The sequence below is a fragment of the Tomitella cavernea genome, assembly GCF_016599145.1.
Taxonomy (GTDB): domain Bacteria; phylum Actinomycetota; class Actinomycetes; order Mycobacteriales; family Mycobacteriaceae; genus Tomitella; species Tomitella cavernae.
Genome location: NZ_JAENKO010000021.1, coordinates 1 through 22352, shown reverse-complemented (window position 1 = coordinate 22352; position 22352 = coordinate 1). Strand labels below are relative to the sequence as shown.

Annotated in this window: 18 protein-coding genes and 2 riboswitches; of the genes, 8 read left to right on the top strand and 10 right to left on the bottom strand. The window is 73.1% G+C overall.

Annotated features, from left to right (window positions below; genetic code table 11):
* Window positions 1–23 precede the first annotated feature (23 nt).
* Window positions 24–1313 (bottom strand): adenylosuccinate synthase, encoded by a 1290-nt coding sequence (locus JJ683_RS09005; RefSeq protein ID WP_200173298.1) that lies wholly within the window; start codon window positions 1311–1313, stop codon window positions 24–26.
* 264 nt (window positions 1314–1577) lie between these two features.
* On the opposite strand from JJ683_RS09005, the gene JJ683_RS09000 reads away from it, so the two are divergent.
* The 3 genes from JJ683_RS09000 to JJ683_RS08990 are packed head-to-tail and all read left to right on the top strand — an operon-like array spanning window position 1578 to window position 4304.
* The gene (locus JJ683_RS09000; protein ID WP_425584502.1) at window positions 1578–2228 is read left to right on the top strand and encodes a hypothetical protein; all 651 of its coding nucleotides are present in this window, start codon (window positions 1578–1580) and stop codon (window positions 2226–2228) included.
* On the top strand, window positions 2229–3026 hold the full coding sequence (locus JJ683_RS08995) for a site-2 protease family protein (RefSeq protein ID WP_307810792.1): 798 nt from the start codon (window positions 2229–2231) through the stop codon (window positions 3024–3026).
* Between the two features lie 45 nt (window positions 3027–3071).
* A complete protein-coding gene (locus tag JJ683_RS08990) occupies window positions 3072–4304 on the top strand; it encodes a S1C family serine protease (RefSeq protein ID WP_200173296.1) in 1233 nt (410 codons plus the stop codon).
* Between the two features lie 78 nt (window positions 4305–4382).
* Here JJ683_RS08990 and JJ683_RS08985 read toward each other — a convergent pair whose 3' ends face one another.
* Window positions 4383–5345: a cation diffusion facilitator family transporter gene (locus tag JJ683_RS08985; protein WP_372435277.1), complete on the bottom strand. Its 963-nt coding sequence runs from the start codon at window positions 5343–5345 to the stop codon at window positions 4383–4385.
* A 353-nt stretch (window positions 5346–5698) separates the two neighbouring features.
* Between JJ683_RS08985 and JJ683_RS08980 the strand changes: the two genes are divergently transcribed.
* The gene (locus JJ683_RS08980) at window positions 5699–6262 is read left to right on the top strand and encodes a C40 family peptidase (protein ID WP_207280101.1); all 564 of its coding nucleotides are present in this window, start codon (window positions 5699–5701) and stop codon (window positions 6260–6262) included.
* Here the strand turns inward: JJ683_RS08980 and JJ683_RS08975 are convergent.
* The 4 genes from JJ683_RS08975 to cobN form a co-directional block, all read right to left on the bottom strand.
* Complete coding sequence (locus JJ683_RS08975; RefSeq protein ID WP_307810790.1) at window positions 6256–6885, bottom strand: TetR/AcrR family transcriptional regulator; 630 nt, start codon at window positions 6883–6885, stop codon at window positions 6256–6258. The two genes, JJ683_RS08980 and JJ683_RS08975, sit on opposite strands and share 7 nt — an antisense overlap.
* Before the next feature lie 5 nt (window positions 6886–6890).
* Complete coding sequence (locus JJ683_RS08970) at window positions 6891–8345, bottom strand: DHA2 family efflux MFS transporter permease subunit (protein ID WP_200173292.1); 1455 nt, start codon at window positions 8343–8345, stop codon at window positions 6891–6893.
* A gap of 219 nt (window positions 8346–8564) precedes the next feature.
* Window positions 8565–9359 carry a precorrin-6A synthase (deacetylating) gene (cobF, locus tag JJ683_RS08965; protein WP_200173290.1) on the bottom strand — a complete coding sequence of 265 codons (795 nt, stop codon included), beginning with the start codon at window positions 9357–9359 and terminating at the stop codon, window positions 8565–8567.
* Window positions 9356–13042: a cobaltochelatase subunit CobN gene (gene cobN / locus JJ683_RS08960; protein WP_200173288.1), complete on the bottom strand. Its 3687-nt coding sequence runs from the start codon at window positions 13040–13042 to the stop codon at window positions 9356–9358. Before cobN ends, cobF begins: the two co-directional genes overlap by 4 nt.
* A gap of 39 nt (window positions 13043–13081) precedes the next feature.
* Window positions 13082–13287, bottom strand: a riboswitch (cobalamin riboswitch).
* On the opposite strand from cobN, the gene JJ683_RS08955 reads away from it, so the two are divergent.
* From JJ683_RS08955 to JJ683_RS08945, 3 genes are all read left to right on the top strand, one after another.
* Window positions 13270–14448, top strand: a complete 1179-nt coding sequence (locus JJ683_RS08955) for a ferredoxin-like domain-containing protein (RefSeq protein ID WP_372435276.1) — start codon at window positions 13270–13272, stop codon at window positions 14446–14448. (Overlaps the previous riboswitch by 18 nt.)
* The gene (locus JJ683_RS08950) at window positions 14445–15107 is read left to right on the top strand and encodes a precorrin-8X methylmutase (RefSeq protein WP_307810789.1); all 663 of its coding nucleotides are present in this window, start codon (window positions 14445–14447) and stop codon (window positions 15105–15107) included. Before JJ683_RS08955 ends, JJ683_RS08950 begins: the two co-directional genes overlap by 4 nt.
* The gene (locus JJ683_RS08945; RefSeq protein WP_200173282.1) at window positions 15104–16666 is read left to right on the top strand and encodes a precorrin-2 C(20)-methyltransferase; all 1563 of its coding nucleotides are present in this window, start codon (window positions 15104–15106) and stop codon (window positions 16664–16666) included. The genes JJ683_RS08950 and JJ683_RS08945 overlap by 4 nt, the downstream gene beginning before the upstream one ends.
* Before the next feature lie 85 nt (window positions 16667–16751).
* Here JJ683_RS08945 and JJ683_RS08940 read toward each other — a convergent pair whose 3' ends face one another.
* From JJ683_RS08940 to cbiE, 4 genes are all read right to left on the bottom strand, one after another.
* Window positions 16752–17987 carry a polysaccharide pyruvyl transferase family protein gene (locus tag JJ683_RS08940; RefSeq protein ID WP_200173279.1) on the bottom strand — a complete coding sequence of 412 codons (1236 nt, stop codon included), beginning with the start codon at window positions 17985–17987 and terminating at the stop codon, window positions 16752–16754.
* A 65-nt stretch (window positions 17988–18052) separates the two neighbouring features.
* On the bottom strand, window positions 18053–18658 hold the full coding sequence (locus tag JJ683_RS08935) for a methyltransferase domain-containing protein (protein WP_200173277.1): 606 nt from the start codon (window positions 18656–18658) through the stop codon (window positions 18053–18055).
* Between the two features lie 33 nt (window positions 18659–18691).
* Window positions 18692–19447, bottom strand: a complete 756-nt coding sequence (locus JJ683_RS08930; protein WP_200173275.1) for a cobalt-precorrin-4/precorrin-4 C(11)-methyltransferase — start codon at window positions 19445–19447, stop codon at window positions 18692–18694.
* Window positions 19444–20712 carry a precorrin-6y C5,15-methyltransferase (decarboxylating) subunit CbiE gene (gene cbiE, locus JJ683_RS08925; protein ID WP_200173273.1) on the bottom strand — a complete coding sequence of 423 codons (1269 nt, stop codon included), beginning with the start codon at window positions 20710–20712 and terminating at the stop codon, window positions 19444–19446. Before cbiE ends, JJ683_RS08930 begins: the two co-directional genes overlap by 4 nt.
* A 57-nt stretch (window positions 20713–20769) precedes the next feature.
* A riboswitch (cobalamin riboswitch) is annotated at window positions 20770–20976 on the top strand.
* Window positions 20977–21037: 61 nt separating this feature from the next.
* On the opposite strand from cbiE, the gene JJ683_RS08920 reads away from it, so the two are divergent.
* Window positions 21038–22352 (top strand): magnesium chelatase ATPase subunit I (locus JJ683_RS08920; RefSeq protein WP_200173271.1); only part of this gene is annotated, 1315 nt, incomplete at its 3' end.

Here is a 22352-nt window from a genome sequence, read left to right as displayed (position 1 = left end):
CGCCCGGCCTGCCGCCGCGCGCCTCAGTGGATGACGTCGCGGCGGACGATCGTCTCGTCGCGCCCGGGCCCCACACCGATGCAGGAGACAGGCGCGCCGGCGAGCTCTTCGATGCGCTCGACGTACCGGCGCGCGTTGGCGGGGAGCTCCTCGAACGAGCGGATGTGCGTGATGTCCTCGAACCATCCGGGCAGCTCTTCGTAGACGGGGACCGCGTGATGGATGTCGGTCTGCGTCATCGGCCACTCGTCGACGCGCTTGCCGTCGATCTCGTAGCCCACGCAGATCGGCACCGTCTCGAGGCCCGAGAGCACGTCGAGCTTGGTGAGGAAGTAGTCGGTGATGCCGTTGATGCGGGTGGCGTACCGGGCGATGACCGCGTCGAACCATCCGCAGCGGCGCGAGCGGCCGGTGGTCACCCCCACCTCGCCGCCGTGCTTGGCCAGGTACTCGCCCCACTCGTCGAACAGCTCGGTGGGGAACGGCCCGGAGCCCACGCGCGTGGTGTAGGCCTTGAGGATGCCGAGCACCGTGGTGATCCGCGTGGGCCCGATGCCCGAGCCCACGGCGGCGCCGCCGGCCGTCGGATTGGACGACGTCACGTACGGGTAGGTGCCGTGGTCGACGTCCAGCAGCGTGCCCTGCGAGCCCTCGAGCAGCACGTTGTCGCCGCGTTCGAGAGCCGCGCCGAGGGTCATCTGGGTGTCCGCGATGCGGTGGCGGAAGCGCTCGGCCTGCTCGAGCACGTCTTCGACCACCTGCTGCGGGTCGAGGGCGCGGCGGTTGTACACCTTGACGAGGATCTGGTTCTTCAGCTCCAGGGCCGCCTCGACCTTCTGGGTGAGGATCTTCTCGTCCAGCACGTCGGCCGCGCGCACACCGACGCGCGCGATCTTGTCCTGATAGCAGGGCCCGATGCCGCGACCGGTGGTGCCGATCTTCCTGTTGCCCAGGAACCGCTCGGTGACCTTGTCTATGGCCACGTGGTACGGCATGAGCAGGTGGGCGTCGGCGCTGAGCAGCAGCGACGAGGTGTCGACGCCGCGGTCCTCCAGGCCCGCCAGCTCGTCGAGCAGCACCGCCGGGTCCACCACGACGCCGTTGCCGATGACGTTGCCGACGCCCGGGGTGAGGATGCCCGACGGGATCAGGTGCAGGGCGAAGTTGTCCCCGTTGGGGAGGACGACGGTGTGCCCGGCGTTGTTGCCGCCCTGGTATCGCACCACCCACTGGACCCGCCCGCCGAGCAGGTCGGTGGCCTTGCCCTTGCCCTCGTCGCCCCATTGGGCACCGATCAGAACGATCGCCGGCATCGTGTCTCCTACTACGTTCGGTCCCGGGCGTTGCGGCCGGGACCGGGGTGTTCGGTTTGCGGATGCCGGGGACCCGATCGGGCGCCGACGTGCGGCGCCATGATCCAACGTGCAGGTCCCCGAACACAGCCGGTGCTTCACTTTATCCCAGCGTCCTGCGGCCGCCCCTTCCAGCACCGCCGGGCGTGGCGGGCGGCCGCGCCCGGCCGCGATCGCCTTCGGCCGGTACGGCTGCCGACGTCCGCCGCCCGCACTGCCGATACGATGAGTTACGTGCTGTTGCGATGCGGAGACGCCCCGATCCCGGTCACGCTGCCCGCCGAGGGTGCCGTGACCGTGTCGGAGGTGCCCGCACGCGAGGAGCTGGCCGAGCACCTCCCGCGCACCGAGATGCCGGAGCGCGTCATCGTCGCCGGGCAGGACGCCGCCCTCGCTGCGGTGCTCACCCATCTGCTGCGGTCCGAACGCCTCGACGTGGAGGTGGCCTTCGTCCCCGCCACCCGCACCGACGCCACCCGCGTCTACAGCCTGGAGAAAGGGGCCAAGGCCGGCCGCGCGGCGATGGAGGGCGCCGCCCACAGCACCCCCCTGATCCGCGACGACCTCGGCGTGGTCCTCGTGGGCTGCGCGCAGCTCACCGGCCCGGACGGCGGACGGCTCACCGGCGAGACCTACGTGGACCACCGCCCGCTGTTCACCGGCGAGGCCGCCGGCATCGAAATCCAACCGACAGGGCACGCGCCGGGCCTGCGCGCCGCCCGGCTGGGCCGGATGCGCCGCAAATGGATCGAGGGCCGGGCCGCACAGACGGGCGGCGAGGCCATCGCGGTGACGCGCGACGGCATGCCCGAGCCGAAGCGGCTCAAGCGCTCCACGTTCTACCGTCACAACGTCGACTGGCTGTCGGTGCGCTGAGTGCACGTCCGGTCCAGATCCCTGCACGGCCCGGGCGTCCGCCCCAGCCCGCTGTTCCTCGCCATCGCCGCGGCCACCGCGGCGGCCGGCGTCGCGGCGTGGAATCTGGAGGGCAACCTCACCGCCATGCGCGTGGCCGTGTTCTTCATGGTCGTCGGCGGCTGGGTGGTCTCGCTGTGCCTGCACGAGTTCGCGCACGCCTACACCGCGTACCGGCACGGCGACGTGGACGCGGCCGCCCGCGGCTATCTCACGCTGAACCCGCTGCGCTACACGCATCCCGTGCTCTCGCTGCTACTGCCGGTGCTGTTCATCGCGCTCGGCGGCATCGGGCTGCCGGGCGGCGCGGTGTACCTGCAGACGGGGCACCTGTCGCCCGCCGTGCGGCGCCGCATATCCCTGGCCGGACCGCTGACCAACGCCCTGCTGGCGATCGTGCTGCTGGTGTCCGTGCACTTCCTGGCGGGCACCGACGCGGGCGCCCCCGGCGGCGCGACCCGCGGCATGGTCTACGGCCTCGCGTTCCTGGGCTTCCTGCAGGCGATGGCGGCCGTGCTGAACCTGCTGCCCATCCCCGGCCTCGACGGCTACGCGCTTGTGGAGCCGCACCTGTCGCCGTCGACTCGCCGGTCGTTCGCGCAATTCGCGCCGTTCGGCATCATCGCCGTGTTCGCACTGCTCACGATCCGCCAGGTCAACACGGTCTTCTTCGACGCCATCTACCGGATCGTCGAGATCTTCGGCGTTCCCCGCGGGTACTCGGCCATCGGATACATGCTGTTCCGGTTCTGGGCGTGACGATTCCCGGCGTGCCCGTCGGAGGACCACCGTAGTGTTGGCGGCATGAGCCCGACGCGCGGGCCGCGCCGCCACGGGACACTGCGCATGGTGGCGGCGGCGATCATCACGGCGGTCGTCGTGGGCGGTGCCGTGGGCTTCGGCCTCGAGCAGTGGGACACCGTGCGGCAGTCCGCGCAGTCGCCCACGGCCACCGCACCCGCTTCCCCCACTACCACGGTCCTCGGTGACGCGGGATCGCCTCTGGGCGCGTCGATTGCGCTCGGCGGCCCCGCGCCGGCTCTTCCCCCGGCCCCGACGGTGGACCAGGTCGCCGCCGCCGTCATCCCCACCACGGTCACCGTGTGGACCGACATCCCCGACGCCGTGGCCGGGCTGCGCACGCGCGGGGCGGGCACCGGGATCATCCTCACCGCCGACGGCGTGGTGCTCACCAACAACCACGTCGTGTCCGGTTCCCGCTCGATCTCCGTCACCGTCCCGTCCACCGGCGCCGATTTCGACGCCGAGGTCCTCGGATACGACCGCACGCGCGACGTCGCGATCCTCCAGCTGACCGGCTCCGACGGTGCGGCCGCCTCAGGCCTGCCCGCCGCCGCACTCGGCGACGCCGGCGCTCTGCACCTGGGACAGCCCGTCATCGCGCTCGGCAACGCCGGCGGCACCGGCTCGCTCATCACCTCTCCGGGCACCGTCACCGCGTTCGACCAGTCGATCCGCGCCACCGACAGCAACGGCACCACCGAGAGCCTGGACGGCGTCATCCAGATCGCCGCCGACATCAATCCCGGCGACTCGGGCGGCCCGCTGGTGGACATGAGCGGGCGCGTGGTGGGCATCAACACCGCGAAGTCGGAGTCGGCCCAGGCCGAGGCGGCGGGCGGCCGCGGTTATGCGGTGCCGATCGGCGACGCGCTGGGCGTCGCGCGCGTGGTCCTGGGCGCGGTGGCCGCGGGCCCCGGCGGCACCGCGCAACACGGCACTGTGCACGTGGGTCCCACCGCACAGCTCGGGGTGCGCGTGCGCAGCCGCACCGCCGATCCCCCGCGCGGCGCGGTGGTCGTGGAGATCGTGCCGGGCAGCGCCGCGTCGTCGACTCCCCTTCGCGCGGGCGACGTCATCACCGCGCTCGACGGCGAACGCGTCGCCGTGGCCGACGACCTGACCTCGGCGATCGACCGCCACCGGCCGGGCGAGGAGGTGGTGCTGGAGTGGGTCGACGCAGCCGGCGCCGTCCGCCAGGCCCCCGTCACGCTCGACGAGGGCCTGCCAGGCTGACGACGTCGCTTTGCCGGACGCCCGCCCACCAAGCGTTTACTGCACATCCTGGCGGCTGGAGTGGAAGTTTTCGCTTGGTCAGCGCGTGTCCGCCCCGCTCACCGGTTCGGGGCAGTCGGTGCCGTGGTGGCCGGCGTGGTCGTCGCGCGATGCCGCGTGATCGACCTGCAGCGTGGTGTGCGTGATGCCGAAGTCGTCGTGCAGGAGCCGCTCGAGCTCCGCGCGCACCGCGTGGCACGGGGCGATGTCGGCGACGATCACGTGCGCAGACAGCGACGGGAACCCCGAGGTCACCTCCCACACATGCAGGTCGTGCACCTCGTCGATGTCGGGATGCGCGGCCATGCGCCGGCCGATCTCGTCCGGGTCGACGCCGCGCGGGGCGGCCTCGAGCACCACCCGTCCGCCGTCGCGCAGCAGCCCGTACCCGGCCTTGAGCATGAGCGCGGCGACGAACAGCGAGGCCAGCGCGTCGGCCTGTACCCAACCGGTGAAGTAGATCACCGTCCCGGCCACCGCCGTGCCGATGAACGCGTAGAGGTCGGTGAGGATGTGCTGGAACGAGCCCTCGACGTTGAGGCTCTGCCGGTTGGCCTTGCTCAGCGACCACGTGGCCAGCAGGTTCACGACGATGCCGATGAGCGCGACGATCACCACGGCCCCGCCCTCGACCTCCGGCGGGTCGATCAGCCGCAGCACCGACATCACCGTGAAGAAGACCGCGAGCAGCAGCAGTGTGACCCCGTTGATGAGGGCGGAGACGATCTCGACGCGCTTGAGACCGAAAGTGTAGGAGCCCCAGGCGGGGCGGGCCGCGAGCGCCATCGCGCCGAGCGATAGGGCGATGGCCGCGGCGTCGGAGACCATGTGCCCCGCGTCCGCGAGCAGCGCCAGCGATCCGGTGAGGAACCCGACGACCACCTCGCCGGCCATCAGCCCCAGGATCAGCAGCAGCGCGATCCACAGGTACCGCCGGTCCGCGTCCGCGGTGATGCCGTGCGCGTGGCCGCTGTGCTCGTGCGTGTCTCCCATACCGCTCATCATATGCATGGTTGTGCATATGTCAATCGGCGGTCCGCTCCGGGCTCGAAGCCTCCAGTCACGATTTCCGGATTCCCCCTGCGCGACGGTCCAACGTGTTATAGGTTCGTGACCGTGACCGGCGCCGCGTGTGCGCCGGCCGCCGCCGTAGTCGGGGACGGCACGCACTGCTCACCTTCCGGAATCGTCCAGGCCGGCCGAGTCAGCACGGCCTCGCCACAGATGGGAGCACCTCTGTGTCCCGAACCAACCCTGTGTCCCGAACCAACCCTGCGTCCCGCGAGACGCCGGGGCCCCTCCGTCGACGCACGCCCCGCCACCGTGCACCCCGCAGGCCCGTCGTCGTCCCCGCCCTGCGCCGTGCCGCCATCGGCGCGGCGGTGACGGCCGTCGCCGTCGTCACCCCGGCCACCACGGCCCTCGCCGCGCCCTCGTCCAGCCTCGGATCGGAGAGCCTCGGGTCCGGAAGCGCGGGCTCCTCCGGCAGCACCGGGTCGCTGGGATCGCTCGGATCGGCCGGCTCCGGCAGCATCGGCGCGGGTGCGGGCGCGCTGCCCATCCCCAGCCCCCGCGGGCTCGTCGCACTGGGCGCCGCCATGACGCAGGTGGGCAAGCCCTACGCGTGGGGCGCCGAGGGGCCCAACAGCTACGACTGCTCCGGCCTGGTGTGGTGGGCCTACCGGCAGCTGGGCATCGACATCGGCCGCACCACCTACGACCAGATCTACGACGGCGTCAACGTGCCGCTGAACAACATCCAGCCGGGCGACCTCATCATCTTCCGCGAGGACAACTCGCACATCGGCATCTACGCGGGCTTCGGTCAGGTGTGGAACGCCTACGACTACGGCGTGCCCATCGGCCTCACCCCGCTCGCCGACGAACCGCCGATCCACATCGTGCGCCGGATCTACTGAGCCTCGTCCGGCACGACCAGGGGCAGGAAGATCTCGTCGACGATCTCCGTGAGCACCTCCTCGGGCACCGGCCGGAACGTCATGAAGAACTCGTGGCGGAGCAGCGCGAAGGGCAGGTCGGCGATGCGCGGCGTCAGCTTCGCGGCGTCGACCTCCCCGCGCTTCCGCGCCCGGTCCAGGATGAGGTCCACCGACGTCGCCCGGTCTCCGATCAGCTCCGCCCGGAGCTCGGAAGGCGACATCCCGATGTCCTCGAAATTACTGGTCACCAGCACCGACAGTAGAGCGGTGACATTGCTGCGGCCGGAGTTCGCGCCGCGCAGCACGGCGAGCAGATCCCCGCGGACGCCGCCGGTGTCCGGCACCGGCTGCACGTGCGCCGCGCCGCGGTGCCGGATCGTCGCGCGGAAGAGCTCCTCGCGGGTCCGCCACCGCCTGTAGAGCACCGGCTTGCTGGTGCGTGCCCGCGCCGCGACCGCCTCGATGGTGAACCTGCCGTAGCCTTCGGCCACGAGCTGGTCCCACGCCGCGTCGAGGATCGCGCGCTCGAGCTCGGCTCCGCGCCGCCTCGACGGACCGCTGCCGCCCATCGTCTCCCCTTCACTGTCGCAGATGCCCGTCACCACGGTTATCGCCCGTCGGCGCGATCGGGTTCCCCTGCTGGTGCGAGCGTTGCACGGCGGAATGCCAACGCGGGGATCAGCGCCAGGACGGTGAGGGCGGTCGTCCACCAGAATACGTAGTGGAACGCCGCCTCGGCCCCGAGATCCGAGCGGGACTGCAGGAGCACGGCGATGAGGGCGGCCCCGAACGATGCCCCGACCTGCTGCGTGATGCGGGTGAGCATCGTGGCGTGCGGCATCTGCTCGTGCGGGACGTCCGCGTAGGCGGCCATGATCGGGGCCATGACCACCGCGCCCACCCCGAGCCCGCGGACGAACAGCACCACGCCGAGCCACCACTGGCCGGTGTGCGCGCCGGCGAAGGCGAACGGCACCGTCCCCGCCGCCGTCACCAGGAACGCGCCGACCGTCACCCACCGTGGCCCGATGCGCGCGGCCAACCGTGCGGCGATGACGCGGGCGAACAGCGCACCGACGCCCATGGGGATCAGCAGGAACGCGGTCTCCAGGACCGTCGCCCCGCGCAACTGCTGCCAGTACAACGGCAGGAGCACCATCCCCGCGTAGAGCACCGCCCCCGCTGCGAACAACACGATCGAGGCGATCGACAGGGAGCGGCGGGCCAGCAGGGTGACGTCCACCAGCGCGCCCCCACGGCGCCGGATCGACCACCATGCGAACGCGGCGAGCAATGCGAGTGAGCCGAACAGCGGCAACGATGTGTCGATGCGCACGAACTGCGCGCCCGAAGCGAGGTGGGACAGTCCCAGCAGCAGGCCGGCCAGGCCGGGCCCCAGCAGGCACAGCCCGAGGAGATCCAGCTTGTCCGCCGGGTGCGCTCGCACCGGCCGGTCCGGTGCGAGCATCCGCCACGCCAGGACCACCCCGACTGCGACCACCGGCACGTTGATCAGGAAGATCCATCGCCAGCTCAGCCCACTGAGGATGATTCCGCCGAGCACGGGGCCCAGGATCGGCCCGACCGCGAGCGGCACGGTCACCGTCGCCACCGCCTTGCCCATGATCCTGCCGCCCGCATTGCCCACCGACTGCATGGCCAGCGTCTGCATCAGCGGCATGATCAGCCCGGCACCGAACCCTTGGAAGGCGCGGAAGGCGATCAGGCTGCCTACGTTCCACGACGCAGCGCACGCCGCCGAGGCCACGACGAACACCAGCAGCGCGGTGATCCAGGCCCGCTTCCCGCCCAGGCGGGCCTGCGCCCAGCCGGTCAGCGGCACCGCAACCGCCAGCGCCAGCAGATACGCGGTCACCACCCACTGGATCGTGCCGGTCGACGCCCCCAGCGCCGAGGTCAGCCGGTCCAGCGCGATCGTGACCACCGTGGAGTCGAGTATCGCCGCGGCACCGCCGAACACCAGCACGGACAGCGTCTTGCGGGTCGACGGCGACAAGCGCTCATCGGAGGCCGGCGGCGCCGGCACAGTACGGGTGGCCATTACTGCACCCCGTTCCTCAATAGGATACTGATTCGTACCTTATTGAGAGTATGCGGACGCGATAGGAAACGCAACGAGTATCTTGAAATGCATCGCCACCTCGGTGGAGACCGCACCCGCGGCGGCGATGTCGGCCGCTGCGGCGTCGGCGATCAGACCGTCCTGCGACTGCACATCCAGGTCCTGTCGTCGGCCGGGCAGCACCGCAGGTAGGCCCGGCTAAATGCGGCGCAGGAGGTAGACGTCCATCACCCAACCGCGGGCGGCCTTCGCGCGGGTGCGGGCAGCACGGATCGCGGGAAGCACCTCCGCCAGCGGCCCCGCCACCAGCTCCTCGTCGTCCGTGCCCAGGTTGGCGCCCCAGTGGATCTCCCACTCACCGGGCAGGTCCGCACAGGCGAGTCCGCCGTCGAGCATGACCGCCAGGTCGTCCGTGCCGCCCGCCGCGTCGGCCGCCAGCCGACGGCCCGTGGTGACGAGCACGGCGCCGCCGATCCTGTTGAGCACCAGTCGGTGCCGCGCGGCCAGCAGGGTCAGACTGCTGACCCCCGGGATCACCTCGTACTCCAGATCTGCGCCGAGGCCGCGTGCCTGCTCGAGCACGCGCACCGCCGAGTCGTACAGCGCCGGATCGCCCCACACCGGCACCACCGCGGTCCCTCCGTCCGGCAGCGCCTCAGTCAGGGCGTCCGCCCAGGCGCGTGCGCGCGCGGCGTGCCAGTCCCGCACCGCCGCCGCGTATTCGGCGTCGTCGCGCGGCGCACGGTTCCGCGGCGGATCCGCCACCCGCACAATCCGGCGTTCCGGGTCCGTGCGATGCCGTGCGATGACCGCCTCACGCAGGCGCACCAGATCTCCGGCTCCCGCGGCGCCACCGCTGCCGTCCTTGTCCGTCACCAGGAAGACGTCCGCCGCGTTCAGGGCACGGACCGCCTCGACCGTCACCTGATCGAGCCCGCCCGCCCCGATGCCCACGACCAGGGCGCGGCGCCGGCCGTGTGCGTGGCCGGTCACCCCCGGTCCTCCAGGTCCCCTTCGACCTCCAGGTACGCCCGACGCATCGCGTCGAGCGTGTCCGGGTCCGGCTCGGCCCACAGTCCGCGGTCGGCGGCCTCGGTGAGCCGCTCGATGATGCCCTGCAGCGCCCACGGGTTCGCCTCGCGCAGAAAGTCCTGGTTCACCTCGTCCAACGCGTAGTTCTGCGCCAGCGACTCGTACATCCAGTCATGCACCACGGACGCGGTGGCGTCGTAGCCGAAGAGGTAGTCGACGGTGGCCGCCATCTCGAAGGCCCCCTTGTAGCCGTGCCGGCGCATCGCCGCCATCCACCGCGGGTTGACCACCCTGGCCCGGAACACACGCGCGGTCTCCTCGCCGAGCGAACGCGTGCGCACAGCGTCGGGACTGGTCGAATCGCCGATGTAGGAGCGAGGTGCGCTGCCCGTCAGCGCGCGGACCGTCGCGATCATGCCGCCGTGGTACTGGAAGTAGTCGTCCGAGTCGGCGATGTCGTGCTCGCGGGTGTCGGTGTTCTTGGCCGCCACCGCGATCCGCGCGTAGTTGGTGCGCATGTCCTCGGCCGCCGGCTCGCCGTGCAGACCGCGGCCGTAGGCGAATCCGCCCCACGCGGTGTACACCTCGGCGAGGTCGCGATCGTCGCGCCAGTTGCCCGACTCGATCAGCTGGAGGATCCCCGCCCCGTATGCCCCCGGCTTGGATCCGAAGATGCGGGTGCGTGCGCGGCGCTCGTCGCCGTGCGCTGCGGCGTCCGCCCGCACGTGGGCGCGAACATAGTTGTCCTCGTCCGACTCGTCCAACGCCGCGACGAGCGCGAACGCGTCGTCGAGCAGGTCGATCACGTGGGGGAACGCGTCCCGGAAGAACCCTGAGATGCGCACCGTGACGTCGATACGCGGGCGGCCCAGTTCGCCGAGACCCACCACGTCCAGGCCCATTATCCGCCGGGACTCCGCGTCCCAGCGGGGCCGCACTCCCAGCAGCGCGAGCACCTCGGCGATGTCGTCGCCGGCGGTGCGCATGGCCGAGGTGCCCCAGGCGGACAGTCCGACCGAGGCAGGATAGCCGCCGGTCTCCGCCAGGTACCTCTGCACCAGCGACTCGGCCATCGCCTGCCCGGTTTCCCACGACAGCCGCGACGGGATCGCCTTGGGATCGACGGTGTAGAAGTTGCGCCCCGTCGGCAGCACGTTGACGAGCCCACGCAGCGGCGAACCCGACGGCCCCGCCGGGACATAGCCGCCGGCGAGGGCGCGGAGCACCGCGCCGATCTCGTCGGTGGTCCGGGCCAGCCGCGGCACGATCTGCTCCGCCGCGAACTCCAGCACCCGCGCGACCTCCGCCGCGTCGGCGCCCGGCGCGCCGGCGACCTCCTTGTCCGCAACTATTTCCGGTGCCGCCGACGGATCCCAGCCGGCGTCCTCCATCGCCTGCACCAGCGCGCGGGCCCGGGTCTCCGCGGCGTCGACGGCGGCCAGGTCGGCACCCTCGACCAGCCCAAGAGAGGCGCGCAGCCCCGGCAGCGCGTGCGACGTGCCGCCCCACACCTGCGCGGCGCGCAGCATCGACAGGACCAGGTCCACCCGCTGGCGCGGATCCGGCGCCTGACCGAGCACGTGCAGACCGTCGCGGATCTGCGCGTCCTTGATCTCGCACAGCCAGCCGTCGACGTGCAGCAACATGTCGTCGAACGCCTCGCCCTCGAGCTCCTCGTCGATGCCCAGGTCCTGGTCCATCTTCGCCGCGCGCAGCAGCGTCCAGATCTCCTGGCGGATCGCCGGCAGCTTGCCCGGGTCCATCGCCGAGATGTTCTGGTGCTCGTCCAGCAACTGCTCCAGGCGGGCGATGTCGCCGTAGGATTCGGCGCGCGCCATCGGGGGGATGAGGTGATCGACGATGGTGGCGTGCGCGCGGCGCTTCGCCTGTGCGCCCTCGCCCGGATCGTTCACCAGGAACGGGTAGATCATCGGCAGGTCCGCCAGCGCCGCGTCGGTGGCGCATGCGGCGGACGGCGCCGCGTTCTTGCCGGGCAGCCACTCGAGGGAGCCGTGCTTGCCCAGGTGCACCACCGCGTGCGCGCCGAACCCGCGCTCGACCCACTTGTACGCCGCCAGGTAATGGTGGCTGGGCGGCAGGTCCGGGTCGTGGTAGATCGCCACCGGGTTCTCGCCGAACCCGCGCGGCGGCTGGATCATCAACACCACGTTGCCGGCACGCAGGGTGGCCAGCACGATGTCGCCGCCGCCCGCGGCGTCACCGGACTCGTCGACGAACAGCGCGCCCGGCGCCTCGCCCCACGCCGCGCGCATCGCGCCGGTGAGCTCTCCCGGAAGTTCGGCCGTCCACTCGCGGTACTGCCGCGCCGACACGCGCACCGGGTTGCCTGCCAGTTGCGCGGCGGTGAGCCAGTCCTCGTCCTGGCCGCCGGCGTCGATGAGCGCGTGGATGAGCCGGTTGCCGGCGGCCGCATCGTCGCCGTCCGGGCCGTCGGCGCTGCCGGGGCCGTCCAGTGTGAGCCACGGGCGCTCGGATTCCTCGCCCAGGTCGTACCCGGCCGCCGCCAGCGCGCGCAGCAGCCGCACCGCGGACACCGGGGTGTCCATGCCGACGGCGTTGCCCACCCGCGAGTGCTTCGTCGGGTAGGCCGAGAGCATCAGCGCGATCCGCCGCTCGCCCACCGGCACGTGCCGCAGCCGGGCATGGGCGGCCGCGATCCCCGCGACCCGCCGGCACCGCTCCGGGTCGGTGACGTACCGGGGCAGGCCGTCGTCGTCGAACTCCTTGAACGAGAAGGCGGTGGTGATGATGCGGCCGTCGAACTCCGGCACCGCGATCTGCGAGGCCGCGTCCATCGGCGAGACGCCCTCGCCGGACCCGGCCCAGGTCTCGCGGTCCCACGTCAGGCACAGCCCCTGCAGGATCGGGATGTCCAGGGCCGCGAGTGCGCCGACATCCCACGCCTCGTCGTCGCCGCCGGCCTGCGCGTGCGCGGGGCGCGTGCCACCCGCCGCCAGCACCGTGACCACCAGCGCGTCCAGCGTGGACAGCGCCTCGAGCAGGTCGGAGGGCGGGGTGCGCAGCGACGAGCAGAACACGGGCACCGGCTCGGCGCCCTGCTCCGCGACGGCCTCGGCCAGGTCGGTCACGAACCGCCGGTTGCCGCTGACGTGGTGGGCCCGGTAGTACAGGATCCCGACCCGCGGGCGGTCCCCTGGCACCCCGGCGCCGGGAGACTGCCACTCACCCAGTCCCCACTCGGGCAGCTCCCGCGGCGGCGCGAACCCCTCGCCGGTCAGCAGCACCGTGTCGGTGAGAAAGGCGTGCAGCTGGGCGAGGTTCTCCGGCCCGCCATAGGCCAGATACCGGTGCGCCTCGGCCGCCGTGCCGACGGGCACGGTCGAGTGCGCCATCAGCTCCGCGTCCGGCGCCTGCTCGCCGCCGAGCACCACCACCGGGACGCCCCGCGCCCGCACCGCGTCGAGCCCGTCCTGCCAGGACCGGGCCGAGCCGAGGATGCGCACCACCACCAGCGCGGCACCGTCGAGCAACCTGTCGAGGGAGCCGGGCCCGACGCCGGAAACGTCGGTGCGCGCGGGGTTTCCCAATGCGAAACCGGCGCCGGAGGCGCGCGCGGACAGCAAATCGGTATCGGACGTGGACAGCAGCGCGATCCGCGTCATGGCAGCCGCCAGGACATGTCGATTCTCCAAAACCCTCGTGGACACAATCAGGCCACGGTCGGTCTCCTGGCTTACGGATCGACGCCCCGCGCACGACCTTCCCAGGCGCTGCGCGCCCAGTGGTCCCCGCCGACGCGGGCAGGCACCCGGCCGACGGGGGAGTCCGCGGAACTCCCCGATGACAGTGGCGAGGGCCGCGCCGGATTCACACCGGCTTCCCGTTCACCATGGCTGCAATGAGCGTAAACCACGCCGTCCGAGCGCCTGCAGGCCTGTGCCACTATGTGCCGGTGCCCCCTCCCCCTCCCCGGTCCTGCGCAGCCGATCGCTGCCCCGGACTACTGCGCCCGCACCACGCCGACGACGGCGCACTGGTGCGGCTCCGCGTGCCCGGAGGCGTCCTCACCTCCGCGATGTTCGCAGCGTTGCGAAGCGTATCGGACGAATTCGGCGACGGGCGGATTCACCTCACTTCGCGTGCTAATGCGCAGTTGAGGTCCCTGCCGACCGGGATGGACAGCCACCTGCCCGGTCGGCTGTTCGAGGTTCTGCGAACTGCGGGATTCCTGCCCTCGCCGAGCCACGAGCGGGTGCGGAACATCGTCTGCTCGCCCCTGTCCGGGATCGCCGGCGGCCGTGCGGACGTGCGCGGACTCGCGGGTGCACTCGACCGCGCGCTGTGCGCCGCCCCCGAACTGGCCGATCTGCCGGGGCGCTTCCTGTTCGGCATCGACGACGGCCGCGGCGACGTCGCGAAGATGGGCTGCGACGTTCTCGCGCTCGCCGAAGCGCCCGGGTGCGCGCGCATCATCGTCGGCGACCTGGCGGGCCCCGCCGTGCCGTTGCACGCGGCGCCCGGCGCACTCGTCGCACTCGCACGGAGATTCGCCGCCGCCGCCGACGGGCACTGGCGGGCACGCGAACTGCCCCTCCGCGGGGGGGAACTCCTCGACGGGCCGGTCACGGCAACACTGCCGGACACACCCGCGCCCACGATGGTGTACGGCGCGCTTCCCGGCGGGGCGCTGTCAGTACTGGCACCGATGGGTGTGCTCACCCCGGAGCACGGCGACGCGCTCGCCGCGGCGGCCGGCACGGACGGAACGCTCATCATCACGCCATGGCGCGGAGTCGTCGTCGTGCCGCAACCGGCCCCGCCGCGCGGCGCGCTCGCCCGGCTCGCCGGCACCGGCCTGGTGACCACGAACGATTCCCCGTGGACCCGGATCACCGCGTGCATCGGCGCTCCGGGCTGCGCCAAGTCCGCCGGCGACACCCACGCGGCCGCCCGCGCCGCGGCTAGTGGTCCCGGCCCTCCCGGCCACGTCCACGTCGTCGGCTGCTCCCGCGCATGCGGCGCACCGCACAGCCCCCACACACTCCTCGAGTTAGGCAGCAAAAGGTGACCCAGCCCCACGGGATCCGGCGTCCCACCCGCAGATACGACTACGTCGCCGACGGCGCCGGAATCTACACGCGTTCGTTCGCCACCATCCGCGCGGAGACGGACCTGCGCCGCATCCCCGCCGACGCCGAAAAGGTGGCGGTGCGTATGGTGCACGCCGCCGGACAGACCGACCTGACGCGCGACCTCGACATCGCGCCCGCACTCGCCGCCGCCGCGCGGGGAGCGCTACAGAACGGCGCGCCGATCCTGTGCGACGCGCACATGGTGGCCTCCGGCATCACCCGCAAGCGCCTGCCCGCCGGGAACGACGTCGTGTGCACACTGCGCGACGAGCGGGTGCCCGCGCTCGCGGCCGAGTGGGGCACCACGCGTTCCGCCGCCGCCGTGTCGCTGTGGGCGGACCGGCTCGGTGGCGCCGTCGTCGCCGTCGGCAACGCCCCCACCGCCCTGTTCCACCTGCTCGAGCTGCTCGACGACGGCGCCCCGCCGCCCGCCGCGATCGTCGGCATCCCCGTCGGCTTCATCGGCGCGGCCGAGTCCAAGCGGGCCCTCGCCGGCCACCACGCCGGGGTCCCCTACCTGACGGTGCACGGCCGGCGCGGCGGCTCCGCGATGGCCGCGTCCGCGATCAACGCACTCGCGCAGGAGGAAGAATGAGCCGCCCCGGCAACGCAGGCCTCCTCTTCGGGGTGGGAGTGGGCCCCGGCGACCCCGAACTCATCACCCGCAAAGCAGCCCGGATCATCACCGGCGCGGACGTGGTCGCCTACTACTCCGGCACACACGGCCGGTCCATCGCTCGCGCCATCGCCGGCGACCTGGTGCCCGCCGGCGCGCTGGAAGAGAAGTTGGTCTACCCGGTGACCACCGGCACCGCCGCACACCCCGGCGGGTACGAGGCGGCGATCGCCGAGTTCTACGACGCCGCGGCCGACAGGCTCGCCCGGCATCTGGTGGCCGGCCGCACGGTTGCCGTGCTCTGCGAGGGCGATCCGATGTTCTACGGCTCCTACATGTACCTGCATGACAGGCTGGCGGGCCGGTTCACCGCCGATGTGGTCCCGGGCGTGACCAGTGTGTCCGCCGCCTCCGCCGCGGCCGCGCAGCCGCTGGTGCGCCGTGACGACGTGCTCACGGTCCTGCCCGGCACCCTGCCCGCGCCCGAGCTGGCCAGGCGGTTGGCCGACACCCAAGGCGCCGCGATCATGAAGCTGGGGCGTACGTTCCCCGCGGTGCGCTCCGCACTCGAACAGGCCGGACGGCTCGACGGTGCGGTGTACGTGGAGCGGGCGTCGACGGGCGAGCAGCGCATCGCGCCCGTGCGGGAGGTGGACCCTGAGCGGGTGCCGTACTTCTCCGTGGTCCTCGCCGGCGGCGACGACGTGCGCGGGGCCGGGGGCAAGGGGGCGTTGACTTCCGGCGTCGCAGGCTCCCTCCAGGCCCGTGAGGTCCAGGCCGCCGGGCCCGCCGAACTGCTCGTCATCGGCCTGGGGCCCGCCGGTGACGAGTGGCTGACCCCCGAGGCCGCCGGCGCCCTCGCCTCGGTGCGGCACGTCGTCGGATACGGGCCGTACGTCGACCGCGTCCCGGTGCGCCCCGGCCAGCAGCGGCACGCCAGCGGCAACACCGTCGAACTCGACCGGTCGCGCCTGGCCCTCGACCTGGCGCTGGCGGGCGAACCGGTCGCGGTGGTCTCCGGCGGGGACGCCGGCGTGTTCGGCATGGCGTCCGCGGTGTTCGAGGCCGCCGCCGACCCCGCCTACCGCACCGTCCCCGTCCGCGTACTCCCCGGCGTGTCCGCCTTCCAGGCCGTGGCCGCGCGCGCCGGCGCACCGATGGGCGGCGACTTCGCGGTGATGAGCCTCTCCGACCGGCTCAAACCCTGGGAGGTCATCGAGCGCCGGCTGCGTGCTGTGAGCGCCGCCGACATGGCGCTGGCGATCTACAACCCGGCGTCCCGCTCGCGCACCGGGCAGATCGCGCGCGCCCGCACGGTGCTCGTCGACGAGCGCGGCGCCGACACCCCCGTGGTGGTGGGCCGCTCTGTGGGCCGTGCCGGGGAATCGCTGGAGGTCACGACGCTCGGCGAGCTCGATCCGGCCGCGATCGACATGCGGTGCCTGCTCATCGTGGGCTCGTCGGCCACCACGGTGACGCCCGGGGGCCGGGTGTGGACGGCACGGTCGGTGGATGCAGGTGACTGCCCGCGTGTGTGACGCAAGATCCGGATTCTGTGGCCCCCGGGCGGTGGTTTTCCACCATCCACCAGCATCAGAACGTTGAGTTCGCGTCACCACCCGCCTACCGCGGTGGGTAGAGCCGGTCCGCCAGCGCCGTCTTCCCCGCCACCGCGGCCCGGCGGCGCTCGGCGGTGAATCCGCCGGCGGCCGGCCGGGCCGGGATGGTGGCGCCGTCCGTCACCAGCGTCCAGCGGGAGCCGGCGTCCAGTAACGAGCGGTGTTTGACCTCGTAGTACCCGGGTTCGGTCGCGACCGCCACGCCCGCGGCGCCGGCCGCTGCCGCCACCAGATGCAGGTGGAAGCGCGTGCTCAGCCACGTCTGCCCCGGCCCCGCCGGGACCCCGTGGTGCCACAGGTCTCGGAACGGCACGAACCGCGCACCGGCCAGACGCTCCCCCAGCCGCTCGTACACCAGACGATCCTTGCCGGGGATGCCTTCGATCACGGTGACCTCCGCGCCGGAGACCTCCCAGGAGTCGAGCACCCGCCGCACCCAATGGGCCACCGCGTCCACCCCCGAACGCCCGTCGCAGGCGAAGTGCTCGGTCAGGTCGGACTGCAAACACAGCACCACACCGGTGTCCGGCCCCGCCCCCAACGCTCGGTCCGCCCCCAACGCTCGGTCCGCCCCCAACGCTCGGTCCGCCCCCAACCATGCATCGTCGCCGGTACGCGATGCCCCCGGCACGCCGGCCAGCGCCTCGAACGATTCGCGGTCACGCAAGTCGAACACCGTGAACGCCCGGGCCGCGGTGCACAGTGCCTCCTCCGCGTCCCCGCCCGCCGTGGGCATCAGCCCCTGCCCCGAGGCGTGGGCCCGGATCCCGAACCGCCGCGCCAGCGCCGCGAGAGCCGTCACGAGCGCCGTGTGGTGCGGCCACACCGCGTTGAGGTACCCGCCGCCGAGCAGGTGCAGCGAGTCGGCCCGGTGCAGCAGGGCCACGCCTTCGTCGATGCGCGGCTCGGCGCCGAGGGTGACCACTGCGTGCGCGCACCATTCCCACACCGGCCCCGGGCGCTCGTTCTCGGCGGCCAGCGCGATCATCCGCCACAGCGTGTCCACGTAGGTCACACGCGGGTGGGCGCCGCGCAGCAGCAGCGCCGCCTGGCCGGGGGTGTGGCAGTCGAGCACGACCTCGTCGTCGGGGCGCACCCGCGCCAGGTGCTCGAGCCACGTGCGCGCGATGAACTCGTCCCCGTAGTTGGGGTGCCCGGCGGGCGAGACCAGGTAGAGGACCCGCCCCGACGGGCCGCCGCGAAGCATCCGGGCCGCCCGTGCCCGCCACTGTGTGCGCATCTGCCCGACCGTACCGGGAGTCCGCGCGCCACGGTCTTGTGAAGTCGGACCTATCGTGCGGGAAGTCAGGCCTCGCCGCGGTGCAGCACGCTGACTACGAAGTCCGAGGCCGGCGTCCACGGCTGCAGGTCCCAGGTGCCGAACCGCTGCCGCACGCGTAGCCCCGCCGCCGCCACGTGCCCGTCGAACTCCTCCACCGTGAGCGTACGGCCCAGGCCGAAGCCGACGACGAGCACGCCTTCGGGCTTCAGGTGCCGGCCCACCGCCGCCAGCACGTCCGACTCCGACCCGGGAGCGACGAAGCAGATGACGTTGCCCGCCATGACGGCAGCGTCGAACTCGCCGGTGACGCCGCGCGCGGGCAGGTCCAGTTCGGACAGGTCGCCGACGAGCCACGTGGGCCCCGGGTGGTCGTGTTCGGCCGCCGCGATGAGCGCCGGGTCAACGTCCACCCCCACCACCTGGTGGCCGCGCGAGTGGAGCTCGCCGCCGAGGCGGCCCGGGCCGCAGCCGGCGTCGAGGACGCGGGCGCCGCGGGGCACCATGGCGTCGATCAGGCGCGCCTCGCCGGCGAGGTCGGCGCCCTGGGCCGCCATGATGCGGAAGCGTTCGATGTACCACTGCGAGTGGCCGTCGGAGGTCTCGCTGAACCAGCGGGTGGGTCGTGCCATGCTCCGGAGCCTAACGCCTGGCGCGGGACCGGTTCAGCCCCGCGCCCGCCGCGGGTCGTAGAGGTGCGAGTCCAGCCCGCAGGCGACCGCCGCGCCCCGGTCCATCGCCCGGCCGACCATGATGACGGCGGTGCGTCGCAGCCCCTCGGCTTCCACCATGCCGGCGATGGTCGCGAGCGTCCCGCGCAGCACCACCTGGCCCGGCCGCGAGGCGTGGGCGACCACCACGGCCGGGCAATCGGCGCCGTATTCGGCGGCGAGCTCGGCGGCGAGTTCCCGCACCCGCGTGATGGCCAGGTGCAGCACCAGCGATGCCCGCAGGCCCGCCACACGCTGCAGGGATTCCGTCTCCGGCATGGGGGTGGACCGCGCACGGGTGCGGGTGAGCACCACCGTCTGCACCTCGCCGGGCACCGTGAGTTCGGTACCGAGGGCGGCGGCGGCCGCGGCGTAGGCGGGGACCCCCGGGGTGATGTCCCAGGGCACCCCCGCCGCGTCGAGCCGCCGGGTCTGTTCAGTGAGGGCCGAGTACACCGACGGGTCGCCCGAGCACATCCGTACCGCGTCGAGCCCCCGCCGGTGTGCGTCGACGAGCCGGCCGATGATCGCGTCCAGGTCCAGGCCCTGGGTGTCGACCAGCTCAGCGCCGTCGCGGCAGTGCGCGAGCACCTCATCGTCGAGGTAGGTGCCCGCGTAGAGCACGACGGCCGCGGTGCGCAGCTGCTCCGCGGCCCGCACGGTGAGCAGGTCGGCGGCGCCGGGGCCCGCCCCCACGAAGTGCACTGTCATTCCGGGGCCCCTTCTGACGTTTCCTGTTTCGATTCCGACGCCGTTGTTTTCACGCCGCACCATTGCACCACCGGGCGCATCGGCTCCCACCCGGTGAACGATCCGATGGGGCCGGCCGCGTCCACCGCGTACCGGAGCAGTTCGCCGCCGTGCACGCGGTGCCACTCGGCCAGCACCGCCTGCGTCTCGAGGGTCACCGCGTGCGCGACCAGCCGCCCGCCCGCCGGCAGCGCCGACCAGCACTTGTCGAGAACGCCGGGCCTGCTGCCGCCCCCGCCGACGAACACCGCGTCGGGCCGCTCCAGCCCGCCGAGCGCGTCCGGCGCAGCACCCTCCACGACGGTGACAAGATCCGGCACTCCCAGCCGCGCGGCGTTGCGGCGGACCGTCTCCGCCCTGCCCGCATCGCGCTCGATCGCGAGGACCCGGCACCCGGGGGCTCCGCGCGCCCACTCGATGCCCACCGAGCCGGCCCCGGCGCCCACGTCCCACAGCAGTTCGCCGGGCCTCGGGGCGAGGGCACTCACCGCCGCGGCGCGGATCGGCCGGCGGCTCAGCTGCCCGTCGTTCTCGAAGGCGTCGTCGGGCAGCCCAGGTACGCGCGAACGCCCCGGCCCGCCACGGCATTCGACGCATACCAGCCCCAGCGCGGCGCCCTCGACGCCGAGCATGCCGTCCGCGGCCCCGTCGCGCCGCGATTCCGCCTGCCCGCCCAGCTCCGCCAGCAGCGTCATCGAGGAGGCGCCGAACCCCTCGCCGGCCAGCAACCGGGCCACGGTCGCCGGCCCCTCGACACCACCGGTGAGCACGATCAGCCGCCGCCCGGGCGCCAGGTACCGGCGCAGGCGGTCCGTGTCGCGGCCCACCAGCGTCACGACGTCGCAATCGTCGGCCGGCCAGCCCATCCGCGCGCGGGCCAGCGCCGCCGACGACACCGCCGGGATGACGCGCAAGGCCTTCGGCCCCAGCCGGCGCACCAAGGTGGACCCGATGCCGGACACCAGCGGATCGCCCGACGCGAGCGCAACGACGTTCCTGCCGTCGTGCCGCTCGAGCAGCGCGTCCAGCCCGTCGAGCAGCGGCGACGGCCAGGGTTCGCGGATCGCGGCAGGCGCGGCGCCGTCCGGCACCATCGCCAGGTGGCGCTGCCCACCAAGCAGCACGTCGGCGTCGTGCACGGCACCGCGTCCGGCGGGTTCGGCCGTCGCCCAGCCGCCCGCGCCGATGCCGACGACCGTCACGCGCACCCTCGCTTCCGGACCCATGGCGCAGAACCCTAGACCGCGGTGGGGCGCCGACGGCGCGGCGGGGTTATGGTCGTCGATGGCAGCTCGCCCGGAGGTGCCCCGTGGCCATCACGGCGTGCGGGGGTAAACGGGAAGCCGGTGGGAATCCGGCACAGGCCCGCTGCGGTGACCTGGGAGCCGACGACCACGCACGCCGTGCAGCCACTGGACCACCGGTCCGGGAAGGCGGTCCGAGGCGCTCGACCAGGAAGTCCGAATACCGGCCTTCGCGCGGCTGCCCGGCTGCAGCGCCCTGCCGCGGCCGCGACACCACGTCCCAGCGGAAGCCTGCGGAGGTCCCACAGTGCACGTCTATCCGTTCAGCGCCCTCGTCGGCGCCGACGATCTGCAGCTGGCGCTCACGCTCACCGCCGTCTCCCCGGCGATCGGCGGTGTGCTGGTGCGCGGCGAGAAGGGCACGGCCAAGTCGACGGCGGTGCGCGCCCAGGCGTCGCTGCTGCCCCCGGTCCTGACCGTCGACGGCTGCCGGTTCGCCTGCGCCCCGGACGCCCCGGATCCGCACTGCCCCGACGGCCCGCACGCCCCGGGCGCACCGGCCACGGCGGGCCCCGCACGCCTGGTGGAGCTTCCGGTGGGCGCCGCCGAGGACCGCGTCACCGGGGCGCTGCACCTGGGCAAGGCGCTTTCCGGCGAAGGCGCCGAATACGAGCCCGGCCTGCTCGCGCGCGCCCACCGCGGAGTGCTGTACGTCGACGAGGTCAACCTGCTGCACGACCACCTGGTGGACCTGTTGCTCGACGCGGCCGCGATGGGCCGCACCTCGGTGGAGCGCGACGGCGTCTCGATCAGCCACGCATCGCGGTTCGTGCTCGTGGGCACCATGAACCCCGAGGAGGGCGAGCTGCGGCCGCAGTTGCTGGACCGGTTCGGTCTGGCGGTGGATGTCGCCGCGCCACGCGATGCCGCAGTGCGCGCCGAGATCGTGCGCCGCCGCCTGGCCTTCGACGCCGACCCGGCCGGTTTCGCGGCCCGGTGGGCGGACGCCGAGTCGGCGCTGGCGCAGCGCATCGCCGAAGCCCGGGGGCGCGTCGCGTCGGTGGTGCTCAGCGACGCGGCGTTGACGGCGATCGCCGAGGTGTGCGCCGCATTCGACGTGGACGGGATGCGCGCGGACCTGGTGACGGCCAAGGCCGCCGCCGCCCACGCGGCCTGGTGCGGCCGCAGCGACGTCACCCGAGACGACATCGCCGCCGCGGCGCGCTTGACGCTGCCGCACCGTCGGCGCCGCGCCCCCTTCGACGAGCCTGGCGCGGACCGCGAAAGCCTGGACGAGTTGCTGGACGGCATGGGCGACGCGGACGGATCGGGTGGCTACGAGCCCGACCGCGACGGATCCGAGGGCGGCGGGCCCGACGGGGACCGGCCCGCCGGCGGCGGGCCTGATGACGACGGGCCGGGCGGCGGGCCTGATGACGACGGCCCTGATGACGACGGGCCGGGCGGCGGCGCGCCGGAACCGGCCGACAACGGTTCCGCGGAACACCGGCCCCATGCCGATGCTGATGCCGACCACGATCCGGGCATGCCTGCCGAGCGCGCGCCCACCCCCGCCGGCGAGCCGTTCCGCGCCCGGCTGCTGGCGGCGCAGCGCTCCGGCC

What these genes read in the sequence shown, in the direction of transcription:
- JJ683_RS09005 (WP_200173298.1), bottom strand. Translation starts at nt 1,313, where the DNA reads ATGCCGGCGATCGTTCTGATCGGTGCCCAATGGGGCGACGAGGGCAAG.
- JJ683_RS09000 (WP_425584502.1), top strand. Translation starts at nt 1,578, where the DNA reads ATGAGTTACGTGCTGTTGCGATGCGGAGACGCCCCGATCCCGGTCACG.
- JJ683_RS08990 (WP_200173296.1), top strand. Translation starts at nt 3,072, where the DNA reads ATGAGCCCGACGCGCGGGCCGCGCCGCCACGGGACACTGCGCATGGTG.
- JJ683_RS08985 (WP_372435277.1), bottom strand. Translation starts at nt 5,345, where the DNA reads ATGAGCGGTATGGGAGACACGCACGAGCACAGCGGCCACGCGCACGGC.
- JJ683_RS08970 (WP_200173292.1), bottom strand. Translation starts at nt 8,345, where the DNA reads ATGGCCACCCGTACTGTGCCGGCGCCGCCGGCCTCCGATGAGCGCTTG.
- cobN (WP_200173288.1), bottom strand. Translation starts at nt 13,042, where the DNA reads ATGACGCGGATCGCGCTGCTGTCCACGTCCGATACCGATTTGCTGTCC.
- JJ683_RS08955 (WP_372435276.1), top strand. Translation starts at nt 13,270, where the DNA reads ATGGCTGCAATGAGCGTAAACCACGCCGTCCGAGCGCCTGCAGGCCTG.
- JJ683_RS08945 (WP_200173282.1), top strand. Translation starts at nt 15,104, where the DNA reads ATGAGCCGCCCCGGCAACGCAGGCCTCCTCTTCGGGGTGGGAGTGGGC.
- JJ683_RS08940 (WP_200173279.1), bottom strand. Translation starts at nt 17,987, where the DNA reads ATGCGCACACAGTGGCGGGCACGGGCGGCCCGGATGCTTCGCGGCGGC.
- JJ683_RS08935 (WP_200173277.1), bottom strand. Translation starts at nt 18,658, where the DNA reads ATGGCACGACCCACCCGCTGGTTCAGCGAGACCTCCGACGGCCACTCG.
- JJ683_RS08930 (WP_200173275.1), bottom strand. Translation starts at nt 19,447, where the DNA reads ATGACAGTGCACTTCGTGGGGGCGGGCCCCGGCGCCGCCGACCTGCTC.
- cbiE (WP_200173273.1), bottom strand. Translation starts at nt 20,712, where the DNA reads ATGGGTCCGGAAGCGAGGGTGCGCGTGACGGTCGTCGGCATCGGCGCG.